The organism is Streptomyces malachitofuscus (genome assembly GCF_055571035.1).
This window is the reverse complement of the sequence record NZ_JBVIGA010000043.1, coordinates 1-24832: the sequence shown is the minus strand read 5'-3', so window position 1 is coordinate 24832 and position 24832 is coordinate 1. Positions and strand designations below refer to the sequence as shown.

Sequence of the window (24832 nt, the reverse complement as noted above, 5' to 3'; positions counted from 1 at the left end):
CCGGGGGGTACACATGTGCGTCAACAAACGGCGCGAGCCTACTACCGCGCCGGGGTCAACTCGAAGACCCGTCCGGAAGCTGTAGTTCCGCGCCGGTGGCGGGAGATGGTGAGTTGTCCGGCCATTGCGGGAGATTGCCTCCCGGAATCCGGGGTGCGCTCCCTGGGCCGATCTCCCGCACAAGCTGGGGCAGTTGGCCGATTTCTTTCCCCATCGGGAATCTTCACGACGTGCCGTTCGTCCTTCTCTGTGGGAAATGGGGGCGGAATCGGCCACAGGAGCCGTGTCCCGCACCTGGGCGGCGTAGAACAGCGCAAGCCGGGCAGCCACTGAAGAGTCGGGTCTTCGGACACGGGCAAGCGGTCTGCTGGCGGTGGGGAGTGACACGTTGATGGGCACGGCGGAGCGGCGCGAGGCGCCCGAGGACGATGCGGCGGCGCAGATGACGGCGCGGCCGGACGTCGGGGCACCCGGTCGCGGTACACCCGCAGCCGAGCGCGGGGCAGCCGGGGGGCACGGCACCTCGACGACCGGGCAGCGCCCGGCGCGCGAGGTCCCGCCCGGCACCGCACAGCGGCAGGTCCCGCGGAACACCGAGGGGTCAGGCGATGCCCGCGAACGGGTGCGCCACCGGCCGCTGTGGGTCGAGGAGCCGGCACGACGGCGCCGACTGCCGGATCCGGTGCGCACGGCGGCCGTGCGCGCGGTGATCGTGGTCGCGGTGACACTGATTCAGGCCATGGTGGCCTTCCTGTGCACACTGGCCGGGTCCTGGCTGGCATTTCCCATGGTCATCAGCAGCGTCGTCAGTACGATCCTGGCCACCTGGGCGGCGCTGGACGTATGGGTGACCCGGCAGGTCTGGAACCAGCGCCATGGTGTGGTCTCCATGCCGAGCAGCACTGCGCGCGCCCTGCGTCGCGAGCGGCGTCGCGCCCGCCGTCAGCAGCGCTCCGCCCAGCGCGAGCAGGCACGCATAGGCAGGCGCGGTGGGGCGGGCCAGCTCTCCCACTCCTGACACCGACCGGCCTCACCGATATCGCCGGAACGCCGGCTCTCGGTACCCTGAGGTTTCGTACGGCGCACCGGTGAGTGGCCTGCGCAACCGCTCCGACAGAGGGTGAGAGCCGAACCGTGACCCGCGCGCAGAACCAGTCCGGGAGGAACGGCAGGAGCGCGACGAGCGCCGTGCAGTCGGTGGACCGCGCCGTGAGCGTGCTGGAGATCCTCGCCCGGCGGGGTGAGGCGGGTGTCACGGAGATCGCCGACGAACTCGGGGTGCACAAGTCCACGGCGTTCCGGCTGCTCGGTGTGCTGGAGAACCGGGGGCTGGTGGCCCAGGCCGAGCACCACGGCAAGTACCGCCTGGGGGCGGGAGTGCTGCGCCTCGCCGGCGCGGCCGCCCTGCGGCTCGACATCTCGCAGGAGGGTGTCCCGGTGTGCCGGGAGCTGGCGGACGAGCTGGGCGAGACGGTGAACACGGCCGTGCCGGACGAGGACGCGGCCGTCAACATCATGCAGGCTCGCGGCACGGCGTCGGTCACGGCGCAGAACTGGCTCGGCAGGCGCACCCCGCTGCACGCGACCGCCAGCGGCAAGGTGTTTCTGGCCCATATGCCGCCCGCCGTGCGCGAGGACCGCCTGTCCCGCCCGCTCCACCGGTTCACGGAGCACACGGTCACCGAGTCGGCGGTGCTGCGCGGGGAGCTGGAGCAGGTGCTCGAGCAGGGCTACGCGACGACGCTGGAGGAGCTGGAACTGGGGCTGGCGGCTGTCGCGGCGCCCGTCCGCTCGCACGACGGCACGGTCATCGCGGCGATCAGCGTCTCGGGTCCGGTCTACCGGCTGACCGCGGACCGGCTGCCCCGGCTGGGCAGCCGGACGGCGAAGGCGGCGGCCGACCTGTCCCGCCGTATGGGCTACGGCTTCTGAGCCGCCCCTGCCCCGGCTGACGTCCGATCAGCCGCTCGCCGCGGCGGGCCGCTTGAACATCCGGGTCGCGGTGATCTCACTGTGCGCCTCCTCGGCCGGGTCCTGCTGGGGAAGCCCCGGCCTCAGATGCTCCTCCACGCTGATGTACTTCAGGCCCGCCCGCAGGTCGGCGTCGTTGCGCAGCCGGATCACCAGCGGGAACTCGGCGAGCGCCGTCGTGTCGAAGAGACCGGTGGTGTACAGCAGCTGGACGCCGAGCGCGTCCGCCACGGCCCGCTGGAGTTCCAGCAGGTAGGTGGCGTTGGCGCGGCCGATGGGGTTGTCCAGGAACAGCGTGCCGGCGTGCCGGTGCTTGTCCCGGCCCCGGTCGTTGGAGCGCAGTGCGGCCATCGTGCAGTACAGGGCGATGGCGGCGGTGAGCAGCTGGCCTCCGGAGAACACGTCGCCCATCTGGCCGACGGGCACCCGCTCGGCACGCAGTACCGCGTCGGGCTTGAGGATCTCGACGGCGACACCCTTCGGCTGAAGGGCCGCGGCGACCCCGCGCAGGAGCAGCGACATGCCGTCGCGCCGCAGATCGGAGTTCTTCCTGACGGCCGCCCGGGTGGCCTCGTCGATGACGTCACCGAGACGCTCGGTGAGGGTGGCCTGGTCGGGTTCCTCGAAACGGATCCGCAGGAACTCCTGCCCGGACCACTCGCCGAGGCCTTCCGGCAGCCGGGACAGCCGCTGCGCCGAGCGCAGGGTGGCGAGGGCGGACTCGACCAGGCCCCGCAGCCGGTCGACGATCGAGTCGCGGTTGCGTTCGAGCTGTTCCAGCTCGTCGGTGAGGACCCGGAGCCGGGGCGCGAAGGCGTCCGCCCACTTCTGGGCGTGCTCGGGCAGCGCGGAGGCGGGCAGTTCACGGATCTGCTGGCGGGCAGGGGTGCGGACCTGCTCGTAGCGCGTGGAGTTGGCATGGCGGACGAGGACGTCGCTCGCCTCGCGCACGGCGGACTCGGCGGCGGACAGATCGGCGGCGCAGCCGCGCAACGAGCGGCGGGCCTCGGCGGCGGCCTGGCGGGCCTCTTCCGGACTGCCCGGGTAGGGCTCGGTCTCCTCCTGCTCCTCCTCGGTGGCGTGCTCACGCAGCAGGTCGCGGAGCATGGCGGCGATCTCGTCGAAACCGCCCGCGGCGTCCTCGGCGCCGCGGTGCGCGTCGAGCAGCTCGGCGTGCGCCTCCCGGGCCTGGCTCAACGCCTCGTTGCGGGAGGCGAGTTCCGTGGTGGCGGTACGCAGCAGCGCCTGTGCGTGCTCGGCGTCGCCGGGGACCAGCTCCTCGGGGAGTCCGGTGTGCGCCCCGCCGTCCTCGGGCGCGAGCCGCTCGGCCTCGCCGCGCAGCCGTCCGAGCTGCTCGCTCGCGCCGGACATCCTGGTCTCCAGGAGCTGCACCAGCTCCTCGGCGCGTGCGGCGGCGGCCTGCCGGCTGGGCCCGTCGGAGCCGTCGGGTGACTGGAGCAGTTGCTCGGCGCGGGTGCGGACCTTGTTGCTGAGCCGGTCCAGCTCCGCGCGGGCGGCGCTCTCGTCGCTCTCGGCGCGGGCCTGTTCGGCGCGCAGATCGGTGCCGACGCCGACCTTCTCGTACACCTGGGACGCGGCCCGGTACGCCTCGCGCAGGGCCGGCAGGGACGCCTGTGGCGCGCCGCCGCCGTCCTCGGGCACGTCGTCGGGGGCGCCGGCGATCTCCGAGCGCTCGGCGCGCAGCGCCCGGGCGGTGCGCCGGGCGTCGTCTGCGGCGCGCTGGGCGGCGCGGCGGTCCTCGTCGGCGGCGCGTGCCCGCTGCAGGCAGGTCTGGGCGCGTGCCTCCGCCTCGGCCGCGTCGTCGGCCAGTTCGCGCAGTTTGACCTGCCAGCCGGCCCGTTCCCGCAGCCGGAAGGCGAGACCCGCCAGCGCGTCGGCCGCCCGCCGGGCCTTCTGTGCGGCCTCCTGCCGCTCGTCACGGACCCGGGCGGCCTCGGCGGCGGCCTCTTCGGCCTCGGCGCGTGCGGTGCGCGCCTCGGCCAGTTCGGCCTCGGCCTCCTCGGCGAAGAGCCGCGCGTGGTGCGCCGTCGCAGCCAGCTCCGCGAGGCGTCCGGCCGGGCAGCCGGTGCGCCAGGAGGCGAGCCGGGCGGCCAGCTCGCGGTCCTTGCCGAGCCGGGCGGCGAGGGCGCGGATCGTCTCGTCCCGTTCGGTCGCCCGGGCGCGCAGCGCCTGCCGTTCCTCGTCGGCGGCGTGCTCGTCGTGCATGGCCGGGTTCGGCGGTACGAGGAAGACGTCACCGGTGTCGGTGTCCGGCGCCGGAGTGGGGGCGAGCAGTGCGGCGGCGGTGCCGACGGCGACGGCGGACCGGGGCAGCAGCGCCGCGTCGCTCAGCGCCTCGCGGGCGCGGACGTGGGAGTCGGGGTCGGTGATGATGACGCCGTCGACCAGCTCGGGGCGGGCGGCGAGCACACGGGCGTGGTCGGCCGGGTCGACGGCCTGGGCGAGGTAGCGCCAGCCGGGAAGGGCGGGGATGCCGTGCTCGCCGAGGAACTCGACCGTCGCCAGCACGTCCGGGCCGGGCGGCAGCAGTCCGCCGTCGCCGAGGGCGCCGAGGATCCGGGAGTCGTCCGCGGCGGCGGTGCGCAGGTCGAACAGCTGCCGTTCGGCGGAGGAGACGGCGTCGTCGAGCAGTTCGCGCAGTTCGTCGGCGAAACGGTCGAGTTCCTCGGGGGTGAGGAGGCCCTCGCCGGGGGCGGGAACGGCGGCGGAGGCACCTGTGGTGCGCTGCCCGTCCGTGCGCGGGCCCGGCACGGCGGCCCCTCGTCCTGCCGCGGCTCCGGGGAGGCTGAGCAGCTCTGCGAGCCGCCGCTCGGCGGCGAGGGCCTCGGCGGTACGGCGCTCGGCCTCGTGGGCGCGTTCGGCGGCCGTGGCCGCGTCGGCCGCGCGGGCCGCGGTGAGTTCCGCGCGGCTCTCGGCGGCGGCGGCCTCGCGCGCCTGCTCGCTGGTGCGGCGGGAGGCCTCGCGGGCGGTGTCCCAGGCGGCGACGGCGGTCTTCTCGGCGTCGCTGGCCGCGAGTGCGGCCCGGGCGGGATCGGCGTCGGGCGCGCTGTCGTCGAGCCAGCCGGCGCGTACGGCCTCGGCGGTCTCCTGCTCGACCTCGGCGAGCCGCTGCCGGAGGTGGCCGATCTCGCTGCGGGCCCGCTGTGCCTCGGTGGCGGCGGCGGTGGAGTCGCGGTGGGCGCCGTCGCCGACGTCCTGGAGGGCGGCCGACCGCTCCTCCTCCTCGTTGGCGAGGTTCTCGGCGTTCTGGGCGGCCGTGTGCAGGGCGCGCACCAGGTCGACGGCGGCCTTGGCGCGCGCGGCCAGCGCGGGGGCCGCGTCCCGCTCGGCCTCCTGGATCGCGGCGGCGACGCGGGCCACGCGGTCGGCGGCGGCGCGGTGGCGCAGCACGGCTTCGGCGGCCTGCCAGCCGGCGTACAGCGTGCGCGCGTCGGCGAGTTCGCGCTTCTGGGCGGCGGCGGACTTCTCGGCGGCGGCGAGCGCCAGGGAGGCGTGGCGGTAGGCGAGTTCGGCGGAGACGAGTGCGCTGTGATCGCGCGCCGACTCGGCGTGGGTGACGGCGTACGCGGCGGCGGTGACCCGCCCGGCGAGGTCGGCGGCGCGGACGCGTTCCCGGGCGCCGCGCGCGGAGAGCCTGCGGGCCAGGGTGCGGGTGCGGCGCTCGGCGGCGGTGTGGATCTCCCGCGCGCGGGTACGGGCCTCGGCGGCCTCCACGATCCGGCCCAGCAGGTCGACCGACCCGGCGGTGAAGTCCCGTTCGGCGATCAGTTCGGCGCGCCGGCCCAGCTTGTTGCCGAAGCCGCTGACGAGGTCGGCGAGTCCGTCGGTGTCGCGGGTGTCGGTGACGGCGCGCAGCAGCAGGTCGGTGAAGTCGGAGTCCTTCTTGACCGCGAAGAGGCCGGCGGCCTCGCCCTCGTCGGCGTTCATCTCCCGCTGGTAGCGGAAGAGTTCCGGGTCGAGGCCCAGGTCGCCGAGGTGTTCGGTCCAGCGTTCGTGGATCTCCTCCCAGTGCACCTCGAGGTGCGGGTAGTTCTTGCCCGCCTCGGTGAGGGCGTCCCGGAATCCCTTCATGGTGCGTCGCCGTCCCCGGGCGCCCGACTGGCCCTCGACGGGCGCGCGCACGGCCGTGGACTCGGCGACGGGGAGGCTGTCGAGGCTGAGGCCGGGGCCGGGGCGCAGGGAGTACCAGGCCTCGGCGAACTTCCTCGGGTCGTTGGAGACCTGACGGCCCCGCCACTCGCTGACCTTGCCGACGACGACGCACTCGCCGGTCTGCACGTGCTGCCACTCGAGCGCCACGTGGCCGCAGTCGTCGGCGAGCAGGAACTTGCGCAGCACTCCGGAGCTGGCACCGCCGAGCGTGTTGCGGTGGCCCGGGAGCATCACGGAGAAGATCAGTTTCAGCAGGACGGATTTGCCGCCGCCGTTCTCCAGGAAGAGCACCCCTGCTGGGGCGGGGCGGCGCGGCGGTCCGACGGGCTCCTCCTCGAAGAACTCCGCCTGCGTCGGCGCGGGGTCCGGCACGGCGGCGCCGACACCGCGCAGGTCGAGCACCGTGTCGGCGTAACGCGCGCCGGCCGGCCCGATGGAGTAGAGGCGGACCCGGGACAGCTCGTACATGGCGGACTCTCGTGAGGCTTCGTGTGGGGGGGGTCAGGCGGAGTGGAACGGCAGGCCGGCGTCGGCGACCAGTTCCAGGTCGTCGGCGTCCTGGGGCGGCAGCAGGGTGGGCGTGCCGTCGGTGACCGGGACGACGCCCAGTTCCAGCAGTTCGGCCAGGGCAGCGCTGCCCGCCAGGTCCCGGACCTGGAGCTGGTAGCGGGCCGTGGTGCGGTAGGTGCCGCCGTTGTCGTCGCCGGTGCGCTGCAGGAAGCCGGAGTCGGTGAGGAAGGTGACGGCCTTGGCGACGATACCGGTGGTGGAGCCCGCGAGACGGCGCGCGTCCTTGGTGGCGCCGGTCGCGCTGCGTCTGGCCCAGATCCGCCAGGCGGCCTCCAGGCCGGGGGCGTCGCTGGCCGGGTCGGTGTTCTCACCCTGTTCGGCGGCCCGCTCCTCCAGGCGGTGGCAGGCCTGGCGGACGAAGGCGTCCACGCCGTTGACCGTGACGCGGCCGATGTAGCCGTCGTCGGCGAGGTCCTCGGGGCGGGGGAAGGCCATGGCGGCGACGGCGAGGTGGGCGAGTCCGTGCAGGAACCGGTCGCCGCCGTCGGCGGAGGTGCGGCGCGCGTAGTCGCCCATGCGGACGGCGAAGACGGAGTCCTCGGCGGCGGTGACGGCCATGCCCGCGCGCGGCGACACCTCCAGCACGATCAGTCCCAGGCCCGTGGCCACGGCGTCGGCGAGCCTCGCGAACGGCGGGTCCTCGCGGTAGCGGCGCAGCAGGTCGGCGTACTCCTGGTCGCGCGCGGGCTGGAGCTTTGGCTGGAGGCCGAAGGCGACGAGCCGCGCCGCGTCGGCGGCGTCGGCGGGCGTGACGGCGGCGCTCGCCGGTACGGCCGGGGCCTCCGGCTCGCTCCACTCGACGTGCTCGGTCACGGTCGGGACTCCTCGCTGTGGGAAACGTCGGTACGGGTTGCTGCTCGCGCGGTCATGCCGCCTCCGTCCGGTCCGCGGCCATACCCGCCGCGTCCAGCAGGGCCGTGCCCACGATGAGGTCGGCGCCGCCGAACTCGGGGTCGTCGAGGTCGGTGCCGTCGTCCACGGCGAACAGCAGCTTGCGTTCGCCCTGGCGGTAGGCGGTCCCGACCGGGGGGCTGGCGGCGTGGATGGCCAGCAGGGCGACCAGGTAGGGCAGTTCGGGGTCCTGGCGACGGGCTTCGGCGAGCAGCCCCGACAGCCGGCGCGGCGCGTCGGCCGGCAGGTCCAGCAGCTCGGTGGCTGCGGCGAGCTGCTCCTCGCTGAAACGGCTGTCGTCGGGCGTGGCGATCAGATCGGGCTCCGGCATCTCGGCGCCGAGGTGTTCCCGCTCCACGGGGGGTGTCAGCAGTATGTCGACGAGGTCGGCGACCCGGACGGACACCGGGGTGCGCAGTCCGGTGCCGTGGGCGAAGAAGGCGTCGGTGACCCGGGCCGCCCGCTCGACGGGCAGGGGGAGCAGGGGCGCGAGGAGGTGGCCGTAGAGATCGGTCCCGGAGGTGGCCATGGGGGTGGCGAACGCCTGCCGGTCCTGTTCGGCACGGAACAGCGGGCCGGCCTCCAGCAGCCGGGACTGCAGCTGCGTGTGGCGCCGGATGCAGTCCTTGACGATGTCCACCAGCTCGGCCGCGCGGCGCTTGTGCTCGGGTTCCTCGGACTCGTCGCGGGCCTTGCGGATGTTGGTGAGGATCGCGTTCTCGTGGCGGTACCGGTCCGCCACGTGGTCGAGGGCTTCGGCGATCATGTCGGGCACGGCGCTCAGCCAGTCCACCGCGCGGACATTGCGGCGGGTGGCCTCCAACGCCCGGCGCAGGATCTCGGAGTACTGGACGGTGCGGTAGCGGGCCTGTTCGGCGGCGAGCTGGGCGTCGGCGAGGCGGCCCCGGCTGATCAGCACCTCCAGTTTGACCTCGGCGGCGATCTGCGCGCTGGTGACGTCGGTGTCCAGGGCACCGACGAGGACGTTGACCGCCTCGTCCGTGGTCCGCAGATACACCGTGCCGCCGGGTCCGGGGACCTCTTCGACCAGCTTGAAGTCGTAGTCGCGGCGCACATAGGTGCCGTCCGCCCCGAACACGCCGTACACCGCGCGGAAGCCACGGTCGACGCTGCCGACGTTGATCAGGTTCTCCAGGACCCAGCGGGCCACCCGCTCGTGTTCGGCGGCGGGACGGCGCGGGGCCTGGGCGGCGATGCGCGGGATGAGCCGGGCGACGATCTGGTCGTGGTCGGCGCCGGTGTCGAAGTCCATGTTGAGCGTGACCAGGTCGATGGCGGCGAGGGCGATCTCCGCCATGCCGTACACCGAGTACTCACCGGCCAGGTTGGCCTTGCGCACGTCGAGGTCGTGCAGCGGCGCGGTGCAGGCGAGCGCGCGCAGCCGCCGCGCCAGCCCCTCGTCGGCGGCCGGGCCCGGCGCGGGCCGCGGCCCCGCGCTGAGCTGGGGCGGAACGCTGTCCGTCGATGAAGGCGAGGTCACGGTGCACAGACTAGGTCCTCGGTCTGACAACAACCCAAACGAGGCAGATGGGCCCCGGCGTCACGGTTGTCACACCGTCGTCGCACGCACCGGCCGCGGACGGGTCAGTCGCCCTGCCCCTCCTCCCCCACCCGGCGCCGGTACACCTCCACCACGCGTTCCAGGGACACGTCGAGGTACGCAGCGAGCAGCTCTTCGGCCTTCTCCCGTTGGCCCGCCTGAAGGGCCTCGAGAATAGCGACATTTCGTGCGATGTACGGTTCGTGCAGCCGCTTGGGCTCGTCCACCACATGGAAGGCCAGCCGCAGTTCGGCGAAGACGCTGCGCATCAGTTCGTCCGTGCGCTCGCTCCCGGCGAGCGCGATCAGCTCCCGGTGGAAGTGGATATTGGCCGTACCCACTGCTTTCCAGTCACCTTCGCGCGCGGCCCGGCGTCCTTGTGCCACCACGGCAGCGAGCGCGTCGAGCGCGTAGGGCGGGTCGCCCAGTCCGCGCACCACGGCGCATTCGACGAGCCGCCGGGTGCGGTAGATGTCCTCGACGTCCTCGACGGTCAGCACCCGGACGAACACACCGCGGTTGAGTTCGTGGACGAGCAGCCGCTCGTGCGTGAGCAGGCGGAACGCCTCGCGCAGTGTGTTGCGCGACACGCCGAGGGCCCCGCCGATGCTGTCCTCCGACAGCCGGGTCCCGGGCGGGAAGTACCCCTCGGCGATCCGGCTTCTGAGGATGTCCGCGACCCGCTCGGCGGTACTGGTGCGGCCCAACAGGGCACGGTCGTCGGCCAGTCCGCTCAACTGCTCCGTCATGCCGGAATTCAATCGCACACCGAAGGACGAGACAACACGGGTATTGAAGGATCGTTCAACGATCCTCTACCTTGCTGCGCACGGCACGGCTCACTTCTTCCCGCGCCCTCCGTCCTCCCTCTGCGAGGTGCCCATGAGCGCGACCCCTCCACCCAAGGCCCTGACCGACAAACCACGCCCCGTATCGCCCGAAAGCACCGCAGACGACGGGGCGTTGGGCTGGCTGCGCGCACTGGGGCCGCGCGGCCGGCGCGCTTTCGGCGGCGCTTTCGGCGGCTATGCCCTGGATTCGTACGACTACTTCACGCTGCCGCTGACCATGGTCGCGCTGTCGGCGTACTTCGGTCTGAACAGCGGCCAGACCGGCCTGCTGACGACCGTCACCCTGGTGGTCTCGGCGGTCGGCGGCGCCCTCGCGGGTGTGCTGGCGGACCGCATCGGCCGGGTGAAGGCGCTGCTGCTGACCGTGATCACCTACGCGGTGTTCACCGTGGCCTGCGGCTTCGCGCCCAACTACGAGACACTGCTGGTGTTCCGGGCGCTTCAGGGACTCGGCTTCGGCGGTGAGTGGGCGGTCGGCGCGATCCTGGTCGCCGAGTACGCGAGCGCCCGGCACCGCGGCCGTACCCTCGGGGCGGTCCAGAGCTCCTGGGCCGTGGGCTGGGCGCTGGCCGTGATCGTGTACACGATGGTCTTCTCCCTGGTGGACGACGACCTGGCCTGGCGCGTGCTGTTCTGGACCGGTGCGCTGCCCGCGCTGCTCGTGGTGTGGATACGGCGCAGTGTGCAGGACGCGCCCGAGGCGGCCGCGGCGCGGGAGAAGAGCGCCCGGAGGGGCTCGTTCTCGGCGATCTTCCAGCCGGACCGGCCCGGATCGACCGGGCTGCTGCGCACCACGGTGTTCGCCGTGCTGCTGTCCACCGGCGTCCAGGGCGGCTACTACACCCTGGCCACATGGGTGCCGACGTATCTGAAGACGGAGCGCGACCTGTCGGTCGTGGGCACCGGCGGCTATCTGACGTTCCTGATCTCGGGTGCCTTCATCGGCTACCTGACCGGCGGCTACCTCACCGACCGGCTGGGCCGCCGGCGCAACATCTGGCTGTTCGCCCTGCTCTCGGCGGTGTGCGTCCTGGCGTACACCAACATCCCCAGCGGCGCCAACACCCTTGTTCTGGTGCTCGGTTTCCCGCTCGGGTTCTGCATGTCGGCCATCTTCAGCGGCTTCGGCTCCTACCTGAGCGAGCTGTACCCGACAGCGGTGCGCGGCACGGGACAGGGCTTCACGTACAACACCGGGCGCGCCGTGGGCGCCGTCTTCCCCACGACGGTCGGCTTCCTGGCCGACAGCTGGGGCGTGGGCGGGGCGCTGGTCTTCGGGGCGATCGGCTACGGCCTCGCGGCGCTGGCGCTGCTGGGGCTGCCGGAGACGCGCGGGAAGGAGCTGGAGTGAACCACAGCGAAGACGCCACGCCGACCTCCATGGACGACCGACCGGTGACCCTGACCGACGAGCACGCTCACGCGTGGAGCCCCCGCGCGGCGCGCGCCCGCTTCCGTGAGGGCCTGGCGGGTCCCACGGCCGGGGTCGCCGCGGGACACACGCAGGCCAACCTGATCTCGGTCCCCGCCGACTGGGCGTACGAGATGCTGCTGTTCTGCCAGCGCAACCCCAAGCCCTGCCCGGTCCTGGACGTCACCGACGCCGGAGCCGTGACCACCATCCTTGCCGACGGCGCCGACCTGCGCACCGACCTGCCGCGCTACCGGGTGTGGGAACACGGGGAGCTGGTGGACGAGCCGACGGACGTCCGGGCGCACTGGCGCGCCGATCTGGTGTCGTTCCTGATCGGCTGCAGCTTCACCTTCGAGTGGGCGCTGTCGGCGGCGGGAGTTCCCGCCCGGCACGTCGAGCAGGGCCGCAACGTTCCCATGTACGTGACGAGTTGGCAGTGCCGTCCGGCGGGGCGGCTGAGCGGGCCGATGGTGGTGTCCATGCGGCCGGTGCCGCCCGGGCTGCTCTCCGCGGCGATCCGGGAGAGCAGCCTGCTCCCGGCGGTGCACGGCGGGCCCGTGCACTGCGGCGACCCCTTCGGGCTGGGCATCGACGACCTCGGCCGCCCGGACTTCGGCGACCCGGTGGGCTTCGAGCCGGACGACATTCCGGTGTTCTGGGCCTGCGGAGTGACCCCGCAGGCCGCGGTCATGGCCTCCCGCCCGCCGTTCGCCATCACACACGCACCGGGACAGATGTTCCTCAGCGACGCCCGGGACGAACAGTTCCGCGTGGCATGACGCAACCGTGCGCACGAATCAGGAGAAACGACGCACTCATGACCTCGATCGATCTGAACGCCGACCTCGGCGAGGGCTTCGGCCGTTGGCGGCTCACCGACGACGAGCGGCTGCTGTCCGTCGTCACCAGCGCCAATGTGGCCTGCGGCTTCCACGCCGGGGACGCGGCCACCATGCGCCGGGTCTGCGAGCTCGCCGCCGAGCGGGGGGTGCGGATCGGCGCCCAGGTCTCCTACCGGGACCTGGCGGGCTTCGGACGGCGCGCGATGGACGTGCCGTCCGCCGAGCTGGCGGCCGAGGTGGCCTATCAGATCGGCGCCCTGGAGGTGTTCGCGCGCGCCGCGGGTGCCCGTGTGGCCTACGTCAAACCGCACGGGGCGCTGTACAACCGGGTGGTGGGGGACGAGGAGCAGGCTCGCGCGGTCGTCGACGGGGTGGTCCTCGCGGATCCCACGCTGCCCCTGCTCGGACTGCCCGGCTCCCGTCTGCTGGAGCTGGCCGGGAAGGCGGGTCTTCCGATGGTGTCCGAGGCGTTCGCCGACCGGGCGTACACGGACGAGGGCACGCTGGTGCCCCGTCATCAGGAGGGCGCGGTGGTCACCGACGCGGAGTCCGTCGTGGCCCGTTCGGTGGGACTGGCCCGGCACGGGGAGGTGGACGCGCTGTCGGGGCGACGCGTCGAGGTGCGGGCGCGCTCGCTGTGCCTGCACGGCGACACGCCCGGCGCGGTGGATCTGGCGCGACGGGTGCGTGCCGCGCTGGAGACGTCCGGGGTCAGGGTGGAGGCCTTCGCATGAGGGTGCTGCCCGTCGGCGAGGACGCCCTGCTCGTCGAGGTCTCCTCGGGGGACGAGGCACAGGCGCTCCACGCGGAACTGCTGCGGCGCCGCGCGGAGGGCTCGTTGCCGGCCCGCGAGGTGGTCCCGGCGGCACGCACCGTGCTGCTCGACGGCCTGCCGGAGCCCGCCCGGCTGGCCGCCGAACTGACCGCCCTCGAACTGCCGCCGCTACCCCCGCGCGCCACGGAGACGGTCGAGATCCCGGTGCGGTACGACGGCCCGGACCTCGCCGATGTCGCCGCGCACTGGGGCGTTCCCGCGCGGGAGGTGGCCCGTGTCCACGCGGGCGTCGAGTTCCGCGTCGCGTTCTGCGGATTCGCGCCCGGCTTCGGGTACCTCACCGGCCTGCCGTCGCGCTACGACGTGCCGCGCCGGCCGACTCCGCGCACCGCTGTCCCCGCCGGATCGGTGGCCCTCGCCGGGCCCTACACGGGCGTGTACCCGCGTTCCTCACCGGGCGGCTGGCAGCTGATCGGCACCACCGACCTCGTGCTGTGGGACCACGCGCGCGTGCCGGCGGCTCTGCTGTCCCCCGGCACGCGTGTGCGCTTCGTCCCCGTGGCGTCTCAGGAGCCGACGGCATGACGGACCGTGCACTCGCCGTCGTCCGCGCGGGGGCCCTGACCACCGTGCAGGACCGGGGCCGCCCCGGCCATGCCCACCTCGGGGTGTCCCGCTCCGGGGCTCTGGACGGGCCCGCCGCGGCGCTCGCCAACCGGCTGGCGGGCAACGCACCGGACACGGCCGTCCTGGAGACGACCCTCAACGGCTGCTCCGTCCGCCCCCGTTCGACGGTCACGGTGGCGGTCACCGGGGCACCATGCCCCGTCGCCGTGGACGGCCGTCCGGTCGCCTGGGGCGCGCCCGTACGGGTGCGTGCGGGGTCCGTGCTGGACGTCGGGGCGGCGGTCCGCGGGGTGCGTTCCTATGTGGCCGTCTCCGGCGGGATCGCCGTCGAACCGGTGCTCGGCAGCCGCTCCACCGACCTGCTCTCGGGTCTCGGCCCGGCCCCCCTCACGGACGGTGCCGTGCTCCCCCTCGGGACGCCGCGCGAGGGCCACACGCGCGTGGACGTCGCCCCGCAGCCGGCGCCCCCGGCGGAGCTCGTGCTGCGCGTGACCCCAGGTCCGCGCGACGACTGGTTCACCTCAGATGCCGTGCATTTCCTGACGTCCCGCACGTACCACGCGTCGCCCGCGAGCAACCGCATCGGACTGCGTACGGCCGGACCGGCCCTGGAACGGGCCAGGGAGGACGAACTTCCCAGCGAGGGCATGGTGCTGGGCGCCGTCCAGGTACCGCCGGACGGCACACCGGTGGTCTTCCTGGCCGACCATCCGACGACGGGGGGCTACCCGGTGATCGCCGTCGTCCGCCCCGCCGACCTCCCGGCCGCCGCCCAGGCACGCCCCGGCACCCCGATCCGCTTCCTCGCCGTACGCCGCCGCTGAGTCTGCAGCGCGCAGGCGCGCAGGGCAGCCGGTGCTCGTGCCCCGCGCGGTGAGGGGCGTTTCGTCGGCGGCCGGGGCAGGCGGGTGCGGGAGGGGCCGCGGACGCGCCGGCGGGAGGGCCGCCTCGCCGGCCACCACGCCCGGACGGGGCGGACGCGACGACGGGGGCGGGGTCAGAGCGGAGGCGCTGCACGTGTCCTGGAGACAGGACCACGCGTGCGCCCGTCCAGCACGTACCCCAGGGCAGCACCGGCAAGTGCGCCCCCGCGCAGGGCCGGCTCGGGCGAGGGACGTCGCGGCGCCGCGGACGCACCGGCGGGACGGCCGCCTCGCCGGCCACCACGCCCGGACGGGGCGGACGCGACGACGGGAACGCCCGGAGCGTGCGCCGGGAAGACATCCTGCACGGGTCTCAAGGGCACGTCCGGCGGGTACGCCCCCGCGCGGGGCAGGCTCGGGCGCCCAGGGTGGGCCATCGCGTGCGCGGGGGTTACACGGCGGTTTCCTCGGGGCCGATGCGGCTCCGTACGGCGGTCTGCACCTCGGCCTCCTCGGCCGGGTCGGCGGCGAGGCGGCGCAGACGGTCGACGACCCGGGTGTCACCGGTCTCGGCGTGCCGGGCGGCGATCTCGCGGGTGGTCTCCTCGCAGTCCCACAGGCACTCGACGGCGAAGCCGGTGCCGAAGGAGGGATCGGTCGCGGCGAGGGCGCGGGCGGCCCTGCCGCGCAGGTGGGAGGAGGCGGTCTCACGGTAGATGTGGCGGAGCACGGGCGCGGCACAGGTGATGCCGAGACGGCCGGCACCGTCGACGAGTGTCCACAGGGTGGGGGCGTCGGGCCCCTCGCCCCGCACCGCCTCCCGGAGCGCGGCGAGGACCGGGTCACGGTCCTGCAGGCCGCCCCGGCAGGCGAGGACGCGGCCGGCGGCGGCGCCCAGCGGATCGGGCCGGCGGGCCCAGCCGCGCGCGCGGTCGACGGCGGCGAGACTGCGCATGCGTTCGAAGGCGTCGACGGCGGCTTCCACGACGGGCGCGGAGCCGGTGGCCACGGCGCGCTCGATCAGCGTCAGGGCGTCGGGATCGTTGGTGTCGGCCAGGTACCGCAGGGCGGTGCAGCGGGCTCCCTCGGTGCCGTCCTCGGCGGCCCGGACGATCTCGGGCCGGTCCTCGGGGCCCGCCACGGCGCCGAGACACCGGGCGGCCGGGACATGGAGCGCGGCGCCGCGTTCGATGCCCTGCTGAGCCCATTCGAACACCGCTTGCACGCTCCAGCCGGGGCGGGGGCCGCTGGGGCGCATCTGCCGCTGCCACCGGTCGAAACAGCCGGCCTCCTGGGCGGCACGCACGCGCGTGGCGATGGATTCGCGCGGATCGTCGGCCCATAGCCGCCAGGGCCGTGGTTCGAAGGCGTCGCGGACGGTGGCGGCCAGCTCCGCCTCGCCCTCGGCGTCGGTGGTGAACCGCGCGAGGACGGGGGCGGCCAGGGCGCGCAGGCCCGCGTCGTCGTCCCTGAGCGCCAGTTCGTCGAGGGCCCAGGCCCAGTTGGTGCCGTGGGCCGCGTACCTGCGCAACAGTGCGAGGGCGTCGCGCCGGCCGTAGGAGGCGAGATGGCCGAGGACGGCGAGGGCGAGTCCGGTGCGTGACTCGTCGCTGTCGACGATGTCCTCGGGATCGAAGAGGTGGGACTCGATCGCGTCCAGTTCACCGTGCAGATCGAGGTAGAGGCGGGCGTAGTAGAGGGAGCGGTTCTCCACCTGCCAGTCGTGGCGCGGGTCGCGCAGCACACAGTGGTTCAGCGCCGCGAGCGCTTCGGAGCGCGGGGCGGTGAGCGCGTGCAGCGTGCCGTCACCGCGGCCCCGCTGGAGCAGGCCGAGCAGCGTACTGCTGGGCGCTATGACCGGATCGAACATGGGAAACAGCCTCACATCAAGCGTCGACGCAACCGGGGACGTGCCTTACCTGGCCGCGTGACAACACGTCGGTGCGCCCGCCGTTTCCTGCTTGCTGTAGACCATCTCTCTCTGCCTCTCGTCGGTGGCCCATGCGGACCGCATCACGGCCCGCGCGGTGCGGCAACACCTGCCCAGCCATCGCGTCCGTGAATCACGTCGTCATGATGACCCGGCGGTCACATCTACCGCGACCGAAATTTCGGCGGCCCTGTACCGCCTCCCCCGTTTTCCGTGTCTTCGCTGGTCGGAGCGGCTCGCTCAGCGCTCGCCGAACAGCTCGAGCAGTTCCGTACGGCCGAACATCCGGGCCGTGTCGACGGCCGAGGGGGTGCCGGCGGACGGATCGGCGCCGCCCGTCAGCAGGGCTCGGATCACCTCGGTCTCACCCTTGAAGACCGCCCCCGCGAGTGGTGTCTGACCCCGGTCGTTGACGCGGTCGGCGTCGGCCCCGCGCTCGAGCAGCGCGCGCACCGCCTCGGCGTGGCCGTGGTAGGCGGCGAGCATCACGAGCGAGTCGCCGCGGTCGTTGGTGAGGTCGGCAGGCACACCCGCGTCGACGTAGGCCACGAGCTCCTCGGTCCGGCCGCGCCGGGCCAGGTCGAAGATCTTGGTCGCCAGCTCCACGACCTCGGGGTCGGGGGCTTCAGTCATCGCCGGACCGCCTCTCACTGCACGTGCTTCACGCATCGGGGACAGGACGTACGTCTGCGAGCGGTGCAGAGCCGTACGGGTGAATCGCCAGCGTACTGGCTCGCGCGGCACATGACCTGATGCGCCGGCGGTAAAGATCACGGCAGGCCCGTCCGGGGGTAATCGACAAAAATCCACCCAGTTGCACCTTTTATCGTATAGATACATTCTGTGATCCTGGAAGTACTCATGGTGACTGTCCCCGTGAACCAGGAGAACTCACATGATCATCTCGATCTCATGCGTGGTGCTGCTCGGCGTCGTCGTCTTCATCTTCTTCCGCAAGGACGGACTGAAGGCGTCGCACGCCCTGGTGGCGATGCTGTTCGGCTTCTATCTGGCCAGCACGGCCATCGCACCCAGCATCAAGGCGGGCGGCGAAAGTCTGGCCGGCCTCCTGGGCGGCTTCAAATTCTGATCCGTCCACGAACACGACCACGATCTTGCCCCGCCCGCCCGTACGACCCTCTGGAGACAGCAGTGGCCCGGCGCCCCCTCCCCCGCATTCTGAGCAACGGCAGCGCACAGCTCGCCCGGAGCCGGGAGCTGGCCAAGGCGGCGGCGGACAGCGCCACGGATGTCCTCCACCCGCTGATCACCATCACGCGCGGTCTGCGCCGGCTGGCCTCGGCCGGGCGGCGCAGGTGGGCCGACACGCCGAAGGACCGGCGCGGCGCGCTGCTCTTCCTGACGGCGTCGGTGGTGCTGGTCGTGGCGCTCGCGCCGTACGGCCCGCTGCTCGCCGTCATCGGCCTGATGGCGGCGGCCGCCTGGCAGGGCCGGGACCGCGCCCCCGCCACGCCCAACGGGCCGGACCCGTCGCAGACCCAGCGTCTGAGGTCGCTCTACGAGGCTCTGGTCCCGTACTTCTCGACCGCCGAGGACCCGGAACCGCTCTACGCCCACGGCGGCGACTGGGGGAAGGCCTTCTCCGAGTACGAGTTCGACGGCAACGGCCGCGTCACCCACCTGGTGATCACGTACCCCGCCTACTTCACCGACGGCGAGCCGGAGTCACGCGCGCGGATCGAGCATCTGCTCGGCGCCAAGTCGGGCCGGGGCCGCGAGTACCACTTCGCGTGGGACGAGGAGGGCAACCAGCTCACCGTCCGCGTCCTCGCCCCCCTGCCCACGGACATCGCCGCGCAGCCCTTCGTCACGGCCCCCGGCGAGACGGTCCTCGGCTTCACCGACCCCATCCGGGTGCAGCGGACACTGCCGCTCACCCACGGGGTGCACGGCGAGGAGCAGCGCGACGTGCCGCCCGTCGTCTGGCGCACCGGCGTCCGCTCCACCGAACCCCATCTGCTCGCCGTCGGCCAGCCGGGCAGCGGCACCTCCACGCTGCTGCGCTCCATCGCCCTGCAGGCTCTCCACCACGGCGACGTGGTGATCGTCGACGGCGGGGGCACCGGCGAGTACGCCTGCCTCACCGGCCGGGACGGCGTGCTGGCCGTCGAGTGCGGGTTGGCCGGGGCGCTGACGAGTCTGGAGTGGGCCGCGCACGAGACGGAGCGCCGGCTGATCGCCGCGAACCGTGCCCATCAGGCCGGCGATCCTCCGCCGGAGGACACCAGGCGTCCGCTGTGGCTGCTGCTGGACCGGCCGAGCGCGTTCACGCACCTGGCCGACGCGGACGGCCGTAAGGATCCCCAGTCGCTGCTCCAGGTCCCGCTGCGGCACGGCCGCCCGGCGAACGTCACCGTGGTGGTCGCGGAACAGTTCGACAGCCTTGAGGCCCTCAGTGATCCGGTACGGCAGCACACGCGCGCGCGTGTCGTCCTCGGCCCCGCGACGGCGGAGCAGCTGACGGCCGTCCTGGGCGCTCCTCCGCACACCACCCCGGTCGACCAGGTCCCGCCGGGACGCGGGTACGCCCGCCTGGGTACGGGGCCGGTGCACCGCCTCCAGGTGCCGGCGACGCCGGACCCGTACGACGACGCGACGAGCGACACCCACCGCCAGGCGGTCATGGATTTGCTGCCACCCCGGACGACACCGGCGGACGAGGAGCCGGAGCGCCTGGAGCCGGAGGCGGCGCAACCGGGGGCGGTGCCCACGGAGTCCGTGCGCCTGGCCACGGAGTCCGTGCGCCTGGACAAGGTGACGACGGAGAAGGTGCCCGCCGAGTCCGGAGGGTCCGCTCAGCGCACGACGTCCGACGTCGGTGCCGCCGATCCGGTCTCCGGCGAGGCCGTGCCCGCCGAAGCGGCGGTCGCCGAGTCCTCCTGAGCCCGCCCGGCCGGGGCCCGTCGACGGCTGCGCCGACCGGGTGGCAGCGGTGCCCGCGCCCGGGCGCGCCGTGACGGACGCAGACAGGGCGAGCCGGAGCCGCCGGTCCGCGCACGTCTGCGGTGCCGGGCCGGGGCGGGACCGCTCCGGTCGAGCGGCGGTTCTTCCGGCCTCGCTCCGTGGGCGGACGGCCGTGCGCCTCTCGCCTCGGACTACGCCACGAACGTGCGTGGTGCTTCCGCGCCCGACGTGCCGCCGGACTCCACGACCCGGGCTGCCGCGGCCAGACGTACGGCCGCTTCCTCGGCCACGGCGCCGCCCACGGTGAACGGCAGCCGCACGTAGCCCTCGAACGCCCCGTCGACTCCGAAGCGGGGTCCGGACGGCACCCGCACGCCGACCCGCTCTCCCGCCTCGGCCAGCCGCGAGCCGGAGAGCCCGCCGGTGCGCACCCACAGGGTGAGGCCGCCCCGCGGCACCTCGAACTCCCAGTCGGGCAGCTCCCGCCGTACCGCGCTCACCAGTTCGTCCCGGTTCTGCCGGGCCTGGGCCCGCCGGATCTCCACCGCCTGCTCCCAGCCCTCCGTCCCGAACAGCCAGTTCACGGCGAGCTGTTCCAGGACGGGCGTGCCCAGATCGGCGTACGCGCGGGCGGCGACGAGGCTGCGGATCACATCCGGTGCCGCGCGGACCCAGCCGATGCGCATCCCGGCCCAGAAGGCCTTGCTCGCCGAGCCGACCGTGATCACCGTGGACCCGGCCGGGTCGAAGGCGCACACCGGGCGCGGCATCTCCACGTCCGGGTCGAGCCACAGCTCGCTCATCGTCTCGTCGGCGACCAGCACCGTCCCCGCCGAGCGGGCCGCGTCCACCAGTCGGCGCCGCTGGTCCTCGTCGGCCAGCGCACCGGTCGGGTTGTGGAAGTCGGCGACGACGTACGCGATGCGGGGGGCCGCCTCGCGCAGCACCTGGCGCCAGCGATCCATGTCCCAGCCGGTCAGGCCCTCGGCCATGGCGACGGGGACGAGCCGCGCGCCGGCCTCCCGCATCAGCTGGAGGATGTTGGCGTAGGACGGCGACTCGACGGCGATGCGTTCGCCACGTCCGCCGAAAAGGTGGCAGATGGCGTCGATCGCGCCCATCGCACCGGTCGTCACCATGATCTGCTCGGGCATGGTCGGGATGCCCCGCGCGGTGTACCGGTCCGCGATCATCGACCGCAGTGCGGGGAGCCCGGCGGGATAGTCGCCGTGCGTGTGTGCGTACGGCGGGAGCTCCTCGAGGGCGCCCTGGACGGCGCGGGTGAGCCAGGGTTCGGGGGCGGGGAGAGCGGCGCAGCCGAGGTCGATCATCGAGCCGAGGGCCTCGGGCGGCAGTGGTTCCAGTCCCCGCGCGGGAACCGGGTTGCCCGCCGGGACCGCGGTCCAGCTGCCCGCGCCGCGTCGTGACTCCAGGAAGCCCTCGGCGCGCAGCGCCTCATAGGCGGCGGCGACGGTGGTGCGGCTGACGGACAGCGCGAGCGCCAGTTCCCGCTCGGCGGGCAGCCGCGCCGCGACCGGCACCCGCCCCTCCAGCACCAGCAGGCGGATGCCGTCGGCGAGCGCGCGGTAGGCGGGCGGGCGCCGGGTACCGGGGCCGGCCGGACGGTCCTGCTGGGAGTTGAGCAGCCGGGCGAGCTGCGCCGCCCCCACCGCCGAAGTCCACTGCGCCATGAGAATCAGTCCACCTTCCCCGGATTGGCCATGGATGGCGTGACCAGTCAAGCCACAGGGTGTCACGCATCGGTCCACTTCCACCACAGGGGGGCACGTTTTGGCCAGGTACTCGTCCCAACACGGGCATCTCGGACGCCGGCTGTTCCAGCTGTACGCAGGGCTGGCGCTGTACGGCGCGAGTTCGGCGCTGCTGGTGCGGTCGGGGCTCGGACTCGAACCCTGGAACGTGCTCCACCAGGGTCTGTCCGAGCGGACCAGGCTGTCGATGGGTGTGGTGCTGACACTCACGGGTGCGGCCGTGCTGCTGCTGTGGATCCCGCTGCGTCAGCGGCCCGGCCTGGGCACCGTCTCCAACGTCCTGGTGATCGGCGCGGCGATGGACGCGACGCTGGCCGTGGTGCCGGACGCGCACGTCATGGCCGTACGGGTGTCCCTGATGGCGGCGGGCATCGTGCTGAACGGGGCGGCGACCGGGCTGTACATCGCGGCGCGCTTCGGCCCCGGCCCACGCGACGGCCTGATGACAGGACTGAACCGGCGCACGGGGGTGTCGGTCCGCCTGGTCCGTACGGCCATCGAGATCACGGTGGTGGTCACGGGCTTCGTCCTCGGGGGCACCGTGGGTGTCGGCACACTGCTGTACGCGGTGACCATCGGCCCGCTCGCCCAGCTGTTCCTGCGGGTCTTCGCCGTCCCCTCGGCATCCGACGGTACCCAGGTCGTTGCCGGTGGCCGGCCGCGGTGCGCGATACTGCGTCCGTGACCCCGCGGATACGCCACCCCTATCTCGACCATCCCGGCCCCCTCGCCTTCGCCCACCGGGGCGGGGCGGCGGACGGCCTGGAGAACACCGTGCGGCAGTTCCGGTGCGCCGTCGGGGCGGGCTACCGGTACATCGAAACCGACGTCCACGCCACGCGCGACGGCCGGCTCGTCGCCTTCCACGACGCGACGCTCGACCGGATGACGGACGGCGCGGGCCGGATCGCCGACCTGCTGTGGCGCGACGTGGCGCACGCGCGCGTGGCGGGCGTGGAACCGGTCCCCCTGTTCGAGGAGCTCCTGGAGACCTTCCCCGAGACGCGCTGGAACATCGACGTGAAGGCCGAGCCGGCCCTGGCACCCCTGCTGGACCTGATCGAGCGCACCGACTCGTGGGACCGGATCTGTGTCGGCTCGTTCTCCGAGGCCCGCGTGGTGCGGGCACAGCGGCTGGCCGGGCCGCGGCTGGCCACGTCGTACGGCACCCGGGGGGTGCTGAACCTCCGGCTGCGGTCGTGGGGGATGCCGGCCGCGCTGCGCCGGTCGGCCGTCGCCGCCCAGGTGCCCGAGGTGCAGTCGGGGGTGCGGGTGGTGGACCACCGCTTCGTGCGGGCGGCCCATGCGCGCGGACTGCAGGTACATGTCTGGACCGTCAACGAGCCCGAGCGGATGCACCGGCTCCTGGACCTGGGAGTGGATGGCATCATGACCGATCACATCGACACACTGCGCAAGGTCATGGAGGACCGCGGCATCTGGGTCTGAGACCCCCGCGCCCCGTCGCCTCGGCGCGTTCACGGGGAAGCGAGGCGCGGGTGGACACCGACACCGTGCGGTCACCGGCGGGGGACGACGTCGCCGGTCGGCGACGCGAACAGCGTGGCTGGTACGTCTACGACTGGGCGTGCTCCGTGTACTCCACGAGCGTGCTCACCGTGTTCCTCGGCCCCTATCTGACGTCGGTCGCCGAGGCGGCGGCGGACGCGGAGGGCTTCGTCCACCCGCTGGGCATCCCGGTGCGCGCGGGATCCTTCTTCGCGTACGCGGTCTCCCTGTCGGTGATCCTCGCCGTGCTGGTGATGCCGCTGGTGGGGGCCGCCGCCGACCGCACGGGCCGGAAGAAGCCGCTGCTGGCGGCCGCGGCCTACACGGGGGCGGCGGCCACGGCAGGCATGTTCTTCCTCGACGGCGAGCGGTATCTGCTCGGCGGTGTGCTGCTGGTCGTGGCGAACGCGGCGCAGTCCGTGGCGATGATGCTCTACAACTCCTACCTTCCGCAGATCGCCTCGCCGGAGGAGCGCGACGCGGTCTCCTCGCGCGGGTGGGCCTTCGGCTACGCGGCCGGGGCGCTGGTCCTCGTCCTGAACCTCGTCCTCTACAACGGTCACGAAAGCTTCGGGGTCTCCCAGAGCATGGCGGTGCGCATCTGTCTGGCGTCGGCCGGCCTGTGGTGGGGCGCCTTCGCGCTGGTGCCGCTGCGCCGGCTGCGCGACCGCCGCACTCCCGCGCGGGAGGCTGCGCTGCCGGGCTTCCGGCAGCTCGCGGCGACCGTCCGCGACATGCGCCGGCGCCCGCTCACGCTCGCCTTCCTGCTGGCGTACCTGGTCTACAACGACGGCATTCAGACGGTGATCTCACAGGCTTCGGTGTACGGCTCGAAGGAGCTGGGGCTCGGACAGTCGACGCTGATCGTCGCCGTGCTGCTGGTGCAGGTGCTGGCGGTGGCGGGCGCGCTGGCGCTGGGCCGGCTGGCCCGGCGGTACGGCGCCAAGCGCACGATCCTGGGCTCCCTGGTGGCCTGGACGGTGACCCTGGGGGCGGGGTACTTCCTGCCGGCCGGGGCGCCCGTGTGGTTCTTCGTGCTGGCCGCCGGCATCGGCCTGGTCCTCGGCGGGAGTCAGGCACTGTCCCGCTCGCTCTTCTCGCACCTCGTGCCGCCGGGCAAGGAGGCCGAGTACTTCTCGGCCTACGAGTTGAGCGACCGCGGGATGAGCTGGCTCGGCCCGTTGCTGTTCGGGCTCACCTACCAGCTCACGGGCAGTTACCGGGACGCGATCATCTCGTTGGTGTGCTTCTTCGTCCTGGGATTCGCACTGCTCGCGCGGGTGCCGGTGCGACGGGCGATCGCCGACGCGGGCAACCCGGTTCCCGAACGGATTTAGCACTGGGCGCGAAAGGGCTGTAGTGTACGCGTTTGGCCTGCCAGGCGTACCGTTACTGCGCGTCAAAGATGCCGAAACGCTGTGTGACATCTGCTATCAGATGTGACAAACCGGGCGTCGGTGGGTACTGCAATGGTTGACAAGGCTGCGGCTACGACGGCGACGCAGGACCCGGAACGGGACACGGAACGGGAATCTTTACCGCCGACCGGACGTTGACCGGATGACGACGACAGCGACACCTGTCCTGTGGGCGACAAGCCCGGGAGGCACGATTCATGAGTGAGCGAGCTCTTCGCGGCACGCGCCTCGTGGTGACCAGCTACGAGACGGACCGCGGCATCGACCTGGCCCCGCGCCAGGCCGTGGAGTACGCATGCGAGAAGGGGCACCGCTTCGAGATGCCCTTCTCGGTCGAGGCGGAGATCCCGCCCGAGTGGGAGTGCAAGGTCTGCGGTGCCCAGGCACTCCTGGTGGACGGCGACGGCCCCGAGGAGAAGAAGGCCAAGCCCGCGCGTACGCATTGGGACATGCTGATGGAGCGGCGCACCCGAGAGGAGCTCGAAGAGGTCCTCGAGGAGCGTCTCGCCGTTCTGCGTTCCGGTGCGATGAACATCGCGGTTCACCCCCGGGACAGCCGAAAGTCGGCTTGATCCCGCCGGGGGCGGGCGCGGAAGCACCAGCGCACAGCGATAACAGGACCGTGGGGGGGGGGGGGGGGGGGGGGGGGCGGCGGGGGGGGGGGGGGGGGGCCCCTTTCTGTGGCGTATCCATTCCACGCCGCAAAAAGAGCACCCAGAACGAGCCGCGGGCGAGGCGGG

The 24832-nt window shown here is 73.3% G+C and carries 20 protein-coding genes; 13 read left to right on the top strand and 7 right to left on the bottom strand.

Going from position 1 to position 24832, the window contains the following annotated elements; translation table 11 throughout:
* Positions 1-391: 391 nt before the first annotated feature.
* Positions 392-1018 carry a hypothetical protein gene (locus ACZ44S_RS37215; protein ID WP_466937524.1) on the top strand — a complete coding sequence of 209 codons (627 nt, stop codon included), beginning with the start codon at positions 392-394 and terminating at the stop codon, positions 1016-1018.
* 170 nt (positions 1019-1188) lie between these two features.
* Positions 1189-1932 carry an IclR family transcriptional regulator gene (locus ACZ44S_RS37210; protein WP_466937553.1) on the top strand — a complete coding sequence of 248 codons (744 nt, stop codon included), beginning with the start codon at positions 1189-1191 and terminating at the stop codon, positions 1930-1932.
* A gap of 27 nt (positions 1933-1959) precedes the next feature.
* On the opposite strand, the gene ACZ44S_RS37205 is transcribed toward ACZ44S_RS37210, so the two are convergent.
* The 4 genes from ACZ44S_RS37205 to ACZ44S_RS37190 all read right to left on the bottom strand — a co-directional run bounded on the left by ACZ44S_RS37205 (position 1960) and on the right by ACZ44S_RS37190 (position 9915).
* Positions 1960-6612, bottom strand: coding sequence for a hypothetical protein (locus tag ACZ44S_RS37205; RefSeq protein WP_466937521.1), 4653 nt, complete (start codon positions 6610-6612; stop codon positions 1960-1962).
* Between the two features lie 33 nt (positions 6613-6645).
* Positions 6646-7527, bottom strand: coding sequence for a hypothetical protein (locus ACZ44S_RS37200; protein ID WP_466937518.1), 882 nt, complete (start codon positions 7525-7527; stop codon positions 6646-6648).
* A gap of 52 nt (positions 7528-7579) precedes the next feature.
* Entirely contained in the window at positions 7580-9106 is a 1527-nt protein-coding gene (locus ACZ44S_RS37195; protein WP_466937515.1) for a hypothetical protein, read from the bottom strand.
* A 104-nt stretch (positions 9107-9210) separates the two neighbouring features.
* The gene (locus ACZ44S_RS37190; protein WP_466937512.1) at positions 9211-9915 is read right to left on the bottom strand and encodes a GntR family transcriptional regulator; all 705 of its coding nucleotides are present in this window, start codon (positions 9913-9915) and stop codon (positions 9211-9213) included.
* Between the two features lie 133 nt (positions 9916-10048).
* Between ACZ44S_RS37190 and ACZ44S_RS37185 the strand changes: the two genes are divergently transcribed.
* Genes ACZ44S_RS37185 through ACZ44S_RS37165 form a run of 5 tightly spaced genes read left to right on the top strand, consistent with a single transcriptional unit; the run spans position 10049 to position 14499 of the window.
* Positions 10049-11368: an MFS transporter gene (locus tag ACZ44S_RS37185; protein ID WP_466937509.1), complete on the top strand. Its 1320-nt coding sequence runs from the start codon at positions 10049-10051 to the stop codon at positions 11366-11368.
* Positions 11369-11397: 29 nt separating this feature from the next.
* Entirely contained in the window at positions 11398-12210 is an 813-nt protein-coding gene (locus tag ACZ44S_RS37180; RefSeq protein WP_466937551.1) for a putative hydro-lyase, read from the top strand.
* Positions 12211-12248: 38 nt separating this feature from the next.
* Positions 12249-13007 (top strand): LamB/YcsF family protein, encoded by a 759-nt coding sequence (locus tag ACZ44S_RS37175; RefSeq protein WP_466937505.1) that lies wholly within the window; start codon positions 12249-12251, stop codon positions 13005-13007.
* Positions 13004-13633 carry a 5-oxoprolinase subunit B family protein gene (locus tag ACZ44S_RS37170; protein ID WP_466937502.1) on the top strand — a complete coding sequence of 210 codons (630 nt, stop codon included), beginning with the start codon at positions 13004-13006 and terminating at the stop codon, positions 13631-13633. The genes ACZ44S_RS37175 and ACZ44S_RS37170 overlap by 4 nt, the downstream gene beginning before the upstream one ends.
* A complete protein-coding gene (locus ACZ44S_RS37165) occupies positions 13630-14499 on the top strand; it encodes a 5-oxoprolinase subunit C family protein (protein WP_466937499.1) in 870 nt (289 codons plus the stop codon). Before ACZ44S_RS37170 ends, ACZ44S_RS37165 begins: the two co-directional genes overlap by 4 nt.
* Positions 14500-14989: 490 nt before the next feature.
* Here the strand turns inward: ACZ44S_RS37165 and ACZ44S_RS37160 are convergent, their stop codons facing one another.
* Both ACZ44S_RS37160 and ACZ44S_RS37155 read right to left on the bottom strand, forming a co-directional pair.
* Positions 14990-16408, bottom strand: coding sequence for a HEAT repeat domain-containing protein (locus ACZ44S_RS37160; RefSeq protein ID WP_466937497.1), 1419 nt, complete (start codon positions 16406-16408; stop codon positions 14990-14992).
* Between the two features lie 300 nt (positions 16409-16708).
* Positions 16709-17101 carry an ankyrin repeat domain-containing protein gene (locus ACZ44S_RS37155; RefSeq protein WP_466937494.1) on the bottom strand — a complete coding sequence of 131 codons (393 nt, stop codon included), beginning with the start codon at positions 17099-17101 and terminating at the stop codon, positions 16709-16711.
* Positions 17102-17363: 262 nt separating this feature from the next.
* On the opposite strand from ACZ44S_RS37155, the gene ACZ44S_RS37150 reads away from it, so the two are divergent.
* Positions 17364-17558, top strand: coding sequence for a hypothetical protein (locus ACZ44S_RS37150; RefSeq protein ID WP_030832645.1), 195 nt, complete (start codon positions 17364-17366; stop codon positions 17556-17558).
* Between the two features lie 62 nt (positions 17559-17620).
* Positions 17621-19372: a P-loop NTPase family protein gene (locus tag ACZ44S_RS37145; RefSeq protein ID WP_466937491.1), complete on the top strand. Its 1752-nt coding sequence runs from the start codon at positions 17621-17623 to the stop codon at positions 19370-19372.
* Between the two features lie 212 nt (positions 19373-19584).
* On the opposite strand, the gene ACZ44S_RS37140 is transcribed toward ACZ44S_RS37145, so the two are convergent.
* Positions 19585-21084, bottom strand: coding sequence for an SCO1417 family PLP biosynthesis transcription factor (locus ACZ44S_RS37140; protein WP_466937488.1), 1500 nt, complete (start codon positions 21082-21084; stop codon positions 19585-19587).
* 100 nt (positions 21085-21184) lie between these two features.
* On the opposite strand from ACZ44S_RS37140, the gene yczE reads away from it, so the two are divergent.
* The 4 genes from yczE (at position 21185) to ACZ44S_RS37120 (ending at position 24664) form a co-directional block, all read left to right on the top strand.
* The gene (yczE, locus tag ACZ44S_RS37135) at positions 21185-21850 is read left to right on the top strand and encodes a membrane protein YczE (RefSeq protein ID WP_466937485.1); all 666 of its coding nucleotides are present in this window, start codon (positions 21185-21187) and stop codon (positions 21848-21850) included.
* Entirely contained in the window at positions 21847-22614 is a 768-nt protein-coding gene (locus ACZ44S_RS37130; RefSeq protein WP_466937483.1) for a glycerophosphodiester phosphodiesterase, read from the top strand. Before yczE ends, ACZ44S_RS37130 begins: the two co-directional genes overlap by 4 nt.
* Positions 22615-22664: 50 nt before the next feature.
* Positions 22665-24011, top strand: coding sequence for an MFS transporter (locus ACZ44S_RS37125; RefSeq protein ID WP_466937480.1), 1347 nt, complete (start codon positions 22665-22667; stop codon positions 24009-24011).
* Positions 24012-24289: 278 nt separating this feature from the next.
* A complete protein-coding gene (locus ACZ44S_RS37120; protein WP_003977404.1) occupies positions 24290-24664 on the top strand; it encodes an RNA polymerase-binding protein RbpA in 375 nt (124 codons plus the stop codon).
* Positions 24665-24832: the final 168 nt, after the last annotated feature.

Excerpts from the sequence above, each read along its gene's own strand:
- ACZ44S_RS37155 (WP_466937494.1), bottom strand. The coding sequence starts at position 17,101 with ATGACTGAAGCCCCCGACCCCGAGGTCGTGGAGCTGGCGACCAAGATC.
- ACZ44S_RS37185 (WP_466937509.1), top strand. The coding sequence starts at position 10,049 with ATGAGCGCGACCCCTCCACCCAAGGCCCTGACCGACAAACCACGCCCC.
- ACZ44S_RS37140 (WP_466937488.1), bottom strand. The coding sequence starts at position 21,084 with ATGGCGCAGTGGACTTCGGCGGTGGGGGCGGCGCAGCTCGCCCGGCTG.
- ACZ44S_RS37170 (WP_466937502.1), top strand. The coding sequence starts at position 13,004 with ATGAGGGTGCTGCCCGTCGGCGAGGACGCCCTGCTCGTCGAGGTCTCC.
- ACZ44S_RS37215 (WP_466937524.1), top strand. The coding sequence starts at position 392 with ATGGGCACGGCGGAGCGGCGCGAGGCGCCCGAGGACGATGCGGCGGCG.
- ACZ44S_RS37205 (WP_466937521.1), bottom strand. The coding sequence starts at position 6,612 with ATGTACGAGCTGTCCCGGGTCCGCCTCTACTCCATCGGGCCGGCCGGC.
- ACZ44S_RS37150 (WP_030832645.1), top strand. The coding sequence starts at position 17,364 with ATGATCATCTCGATCTCATGCGTGGTGCTGCTCGGCGTCGTCGTCTTC.
- ACZ44S_RS37190 (WP_466937512.1), bottom strand. The coding sequence starts at position 9,915 with ATGACGGAGCAGTTGAGCGGACTGGCCGACGACCGTGCCCTGTTGGGC.
- ACZ44S_RS37160 (WP_466937497.1), bottom strand. The coding sequence starts at position 16,408 with ATGTTCGATCCGGTCATAGCGCCCAGCAGTACGCTGCTCGGCCTGCTC.
- ACZ44S_RS37175 (WP_466937505.1), top strand. The coding sequence starts at position 12,249 with ATGACCTCGATCGATCTGAACGCCGACCTCGGCGAGGGCTTCGGCCGT.
- ACZ44S_RS37120 (WP_003977404.1), top strand. The coding sequence starts at position 24,290 with ATGAGTGAGCGAGCTCTTCGCGGCACGCGCCTCGTGGTGACCAGCTAC.
- ACZ44S_RS37165 (WP_466937499.1), top strand. The coding sequence starts at position 13,630 with ATGACGGACCGTGCACTCGCCGTCGTCCGCGCGGGGGCCCTGACCACC.
- ACZ44S_RS37180 (WP_466937551.1), top strand. The coding sequence starts at position 11,398 with ATGGACGACCGACCGGTGACCCTGACCGACGAGCACGCTCACGCGTGG.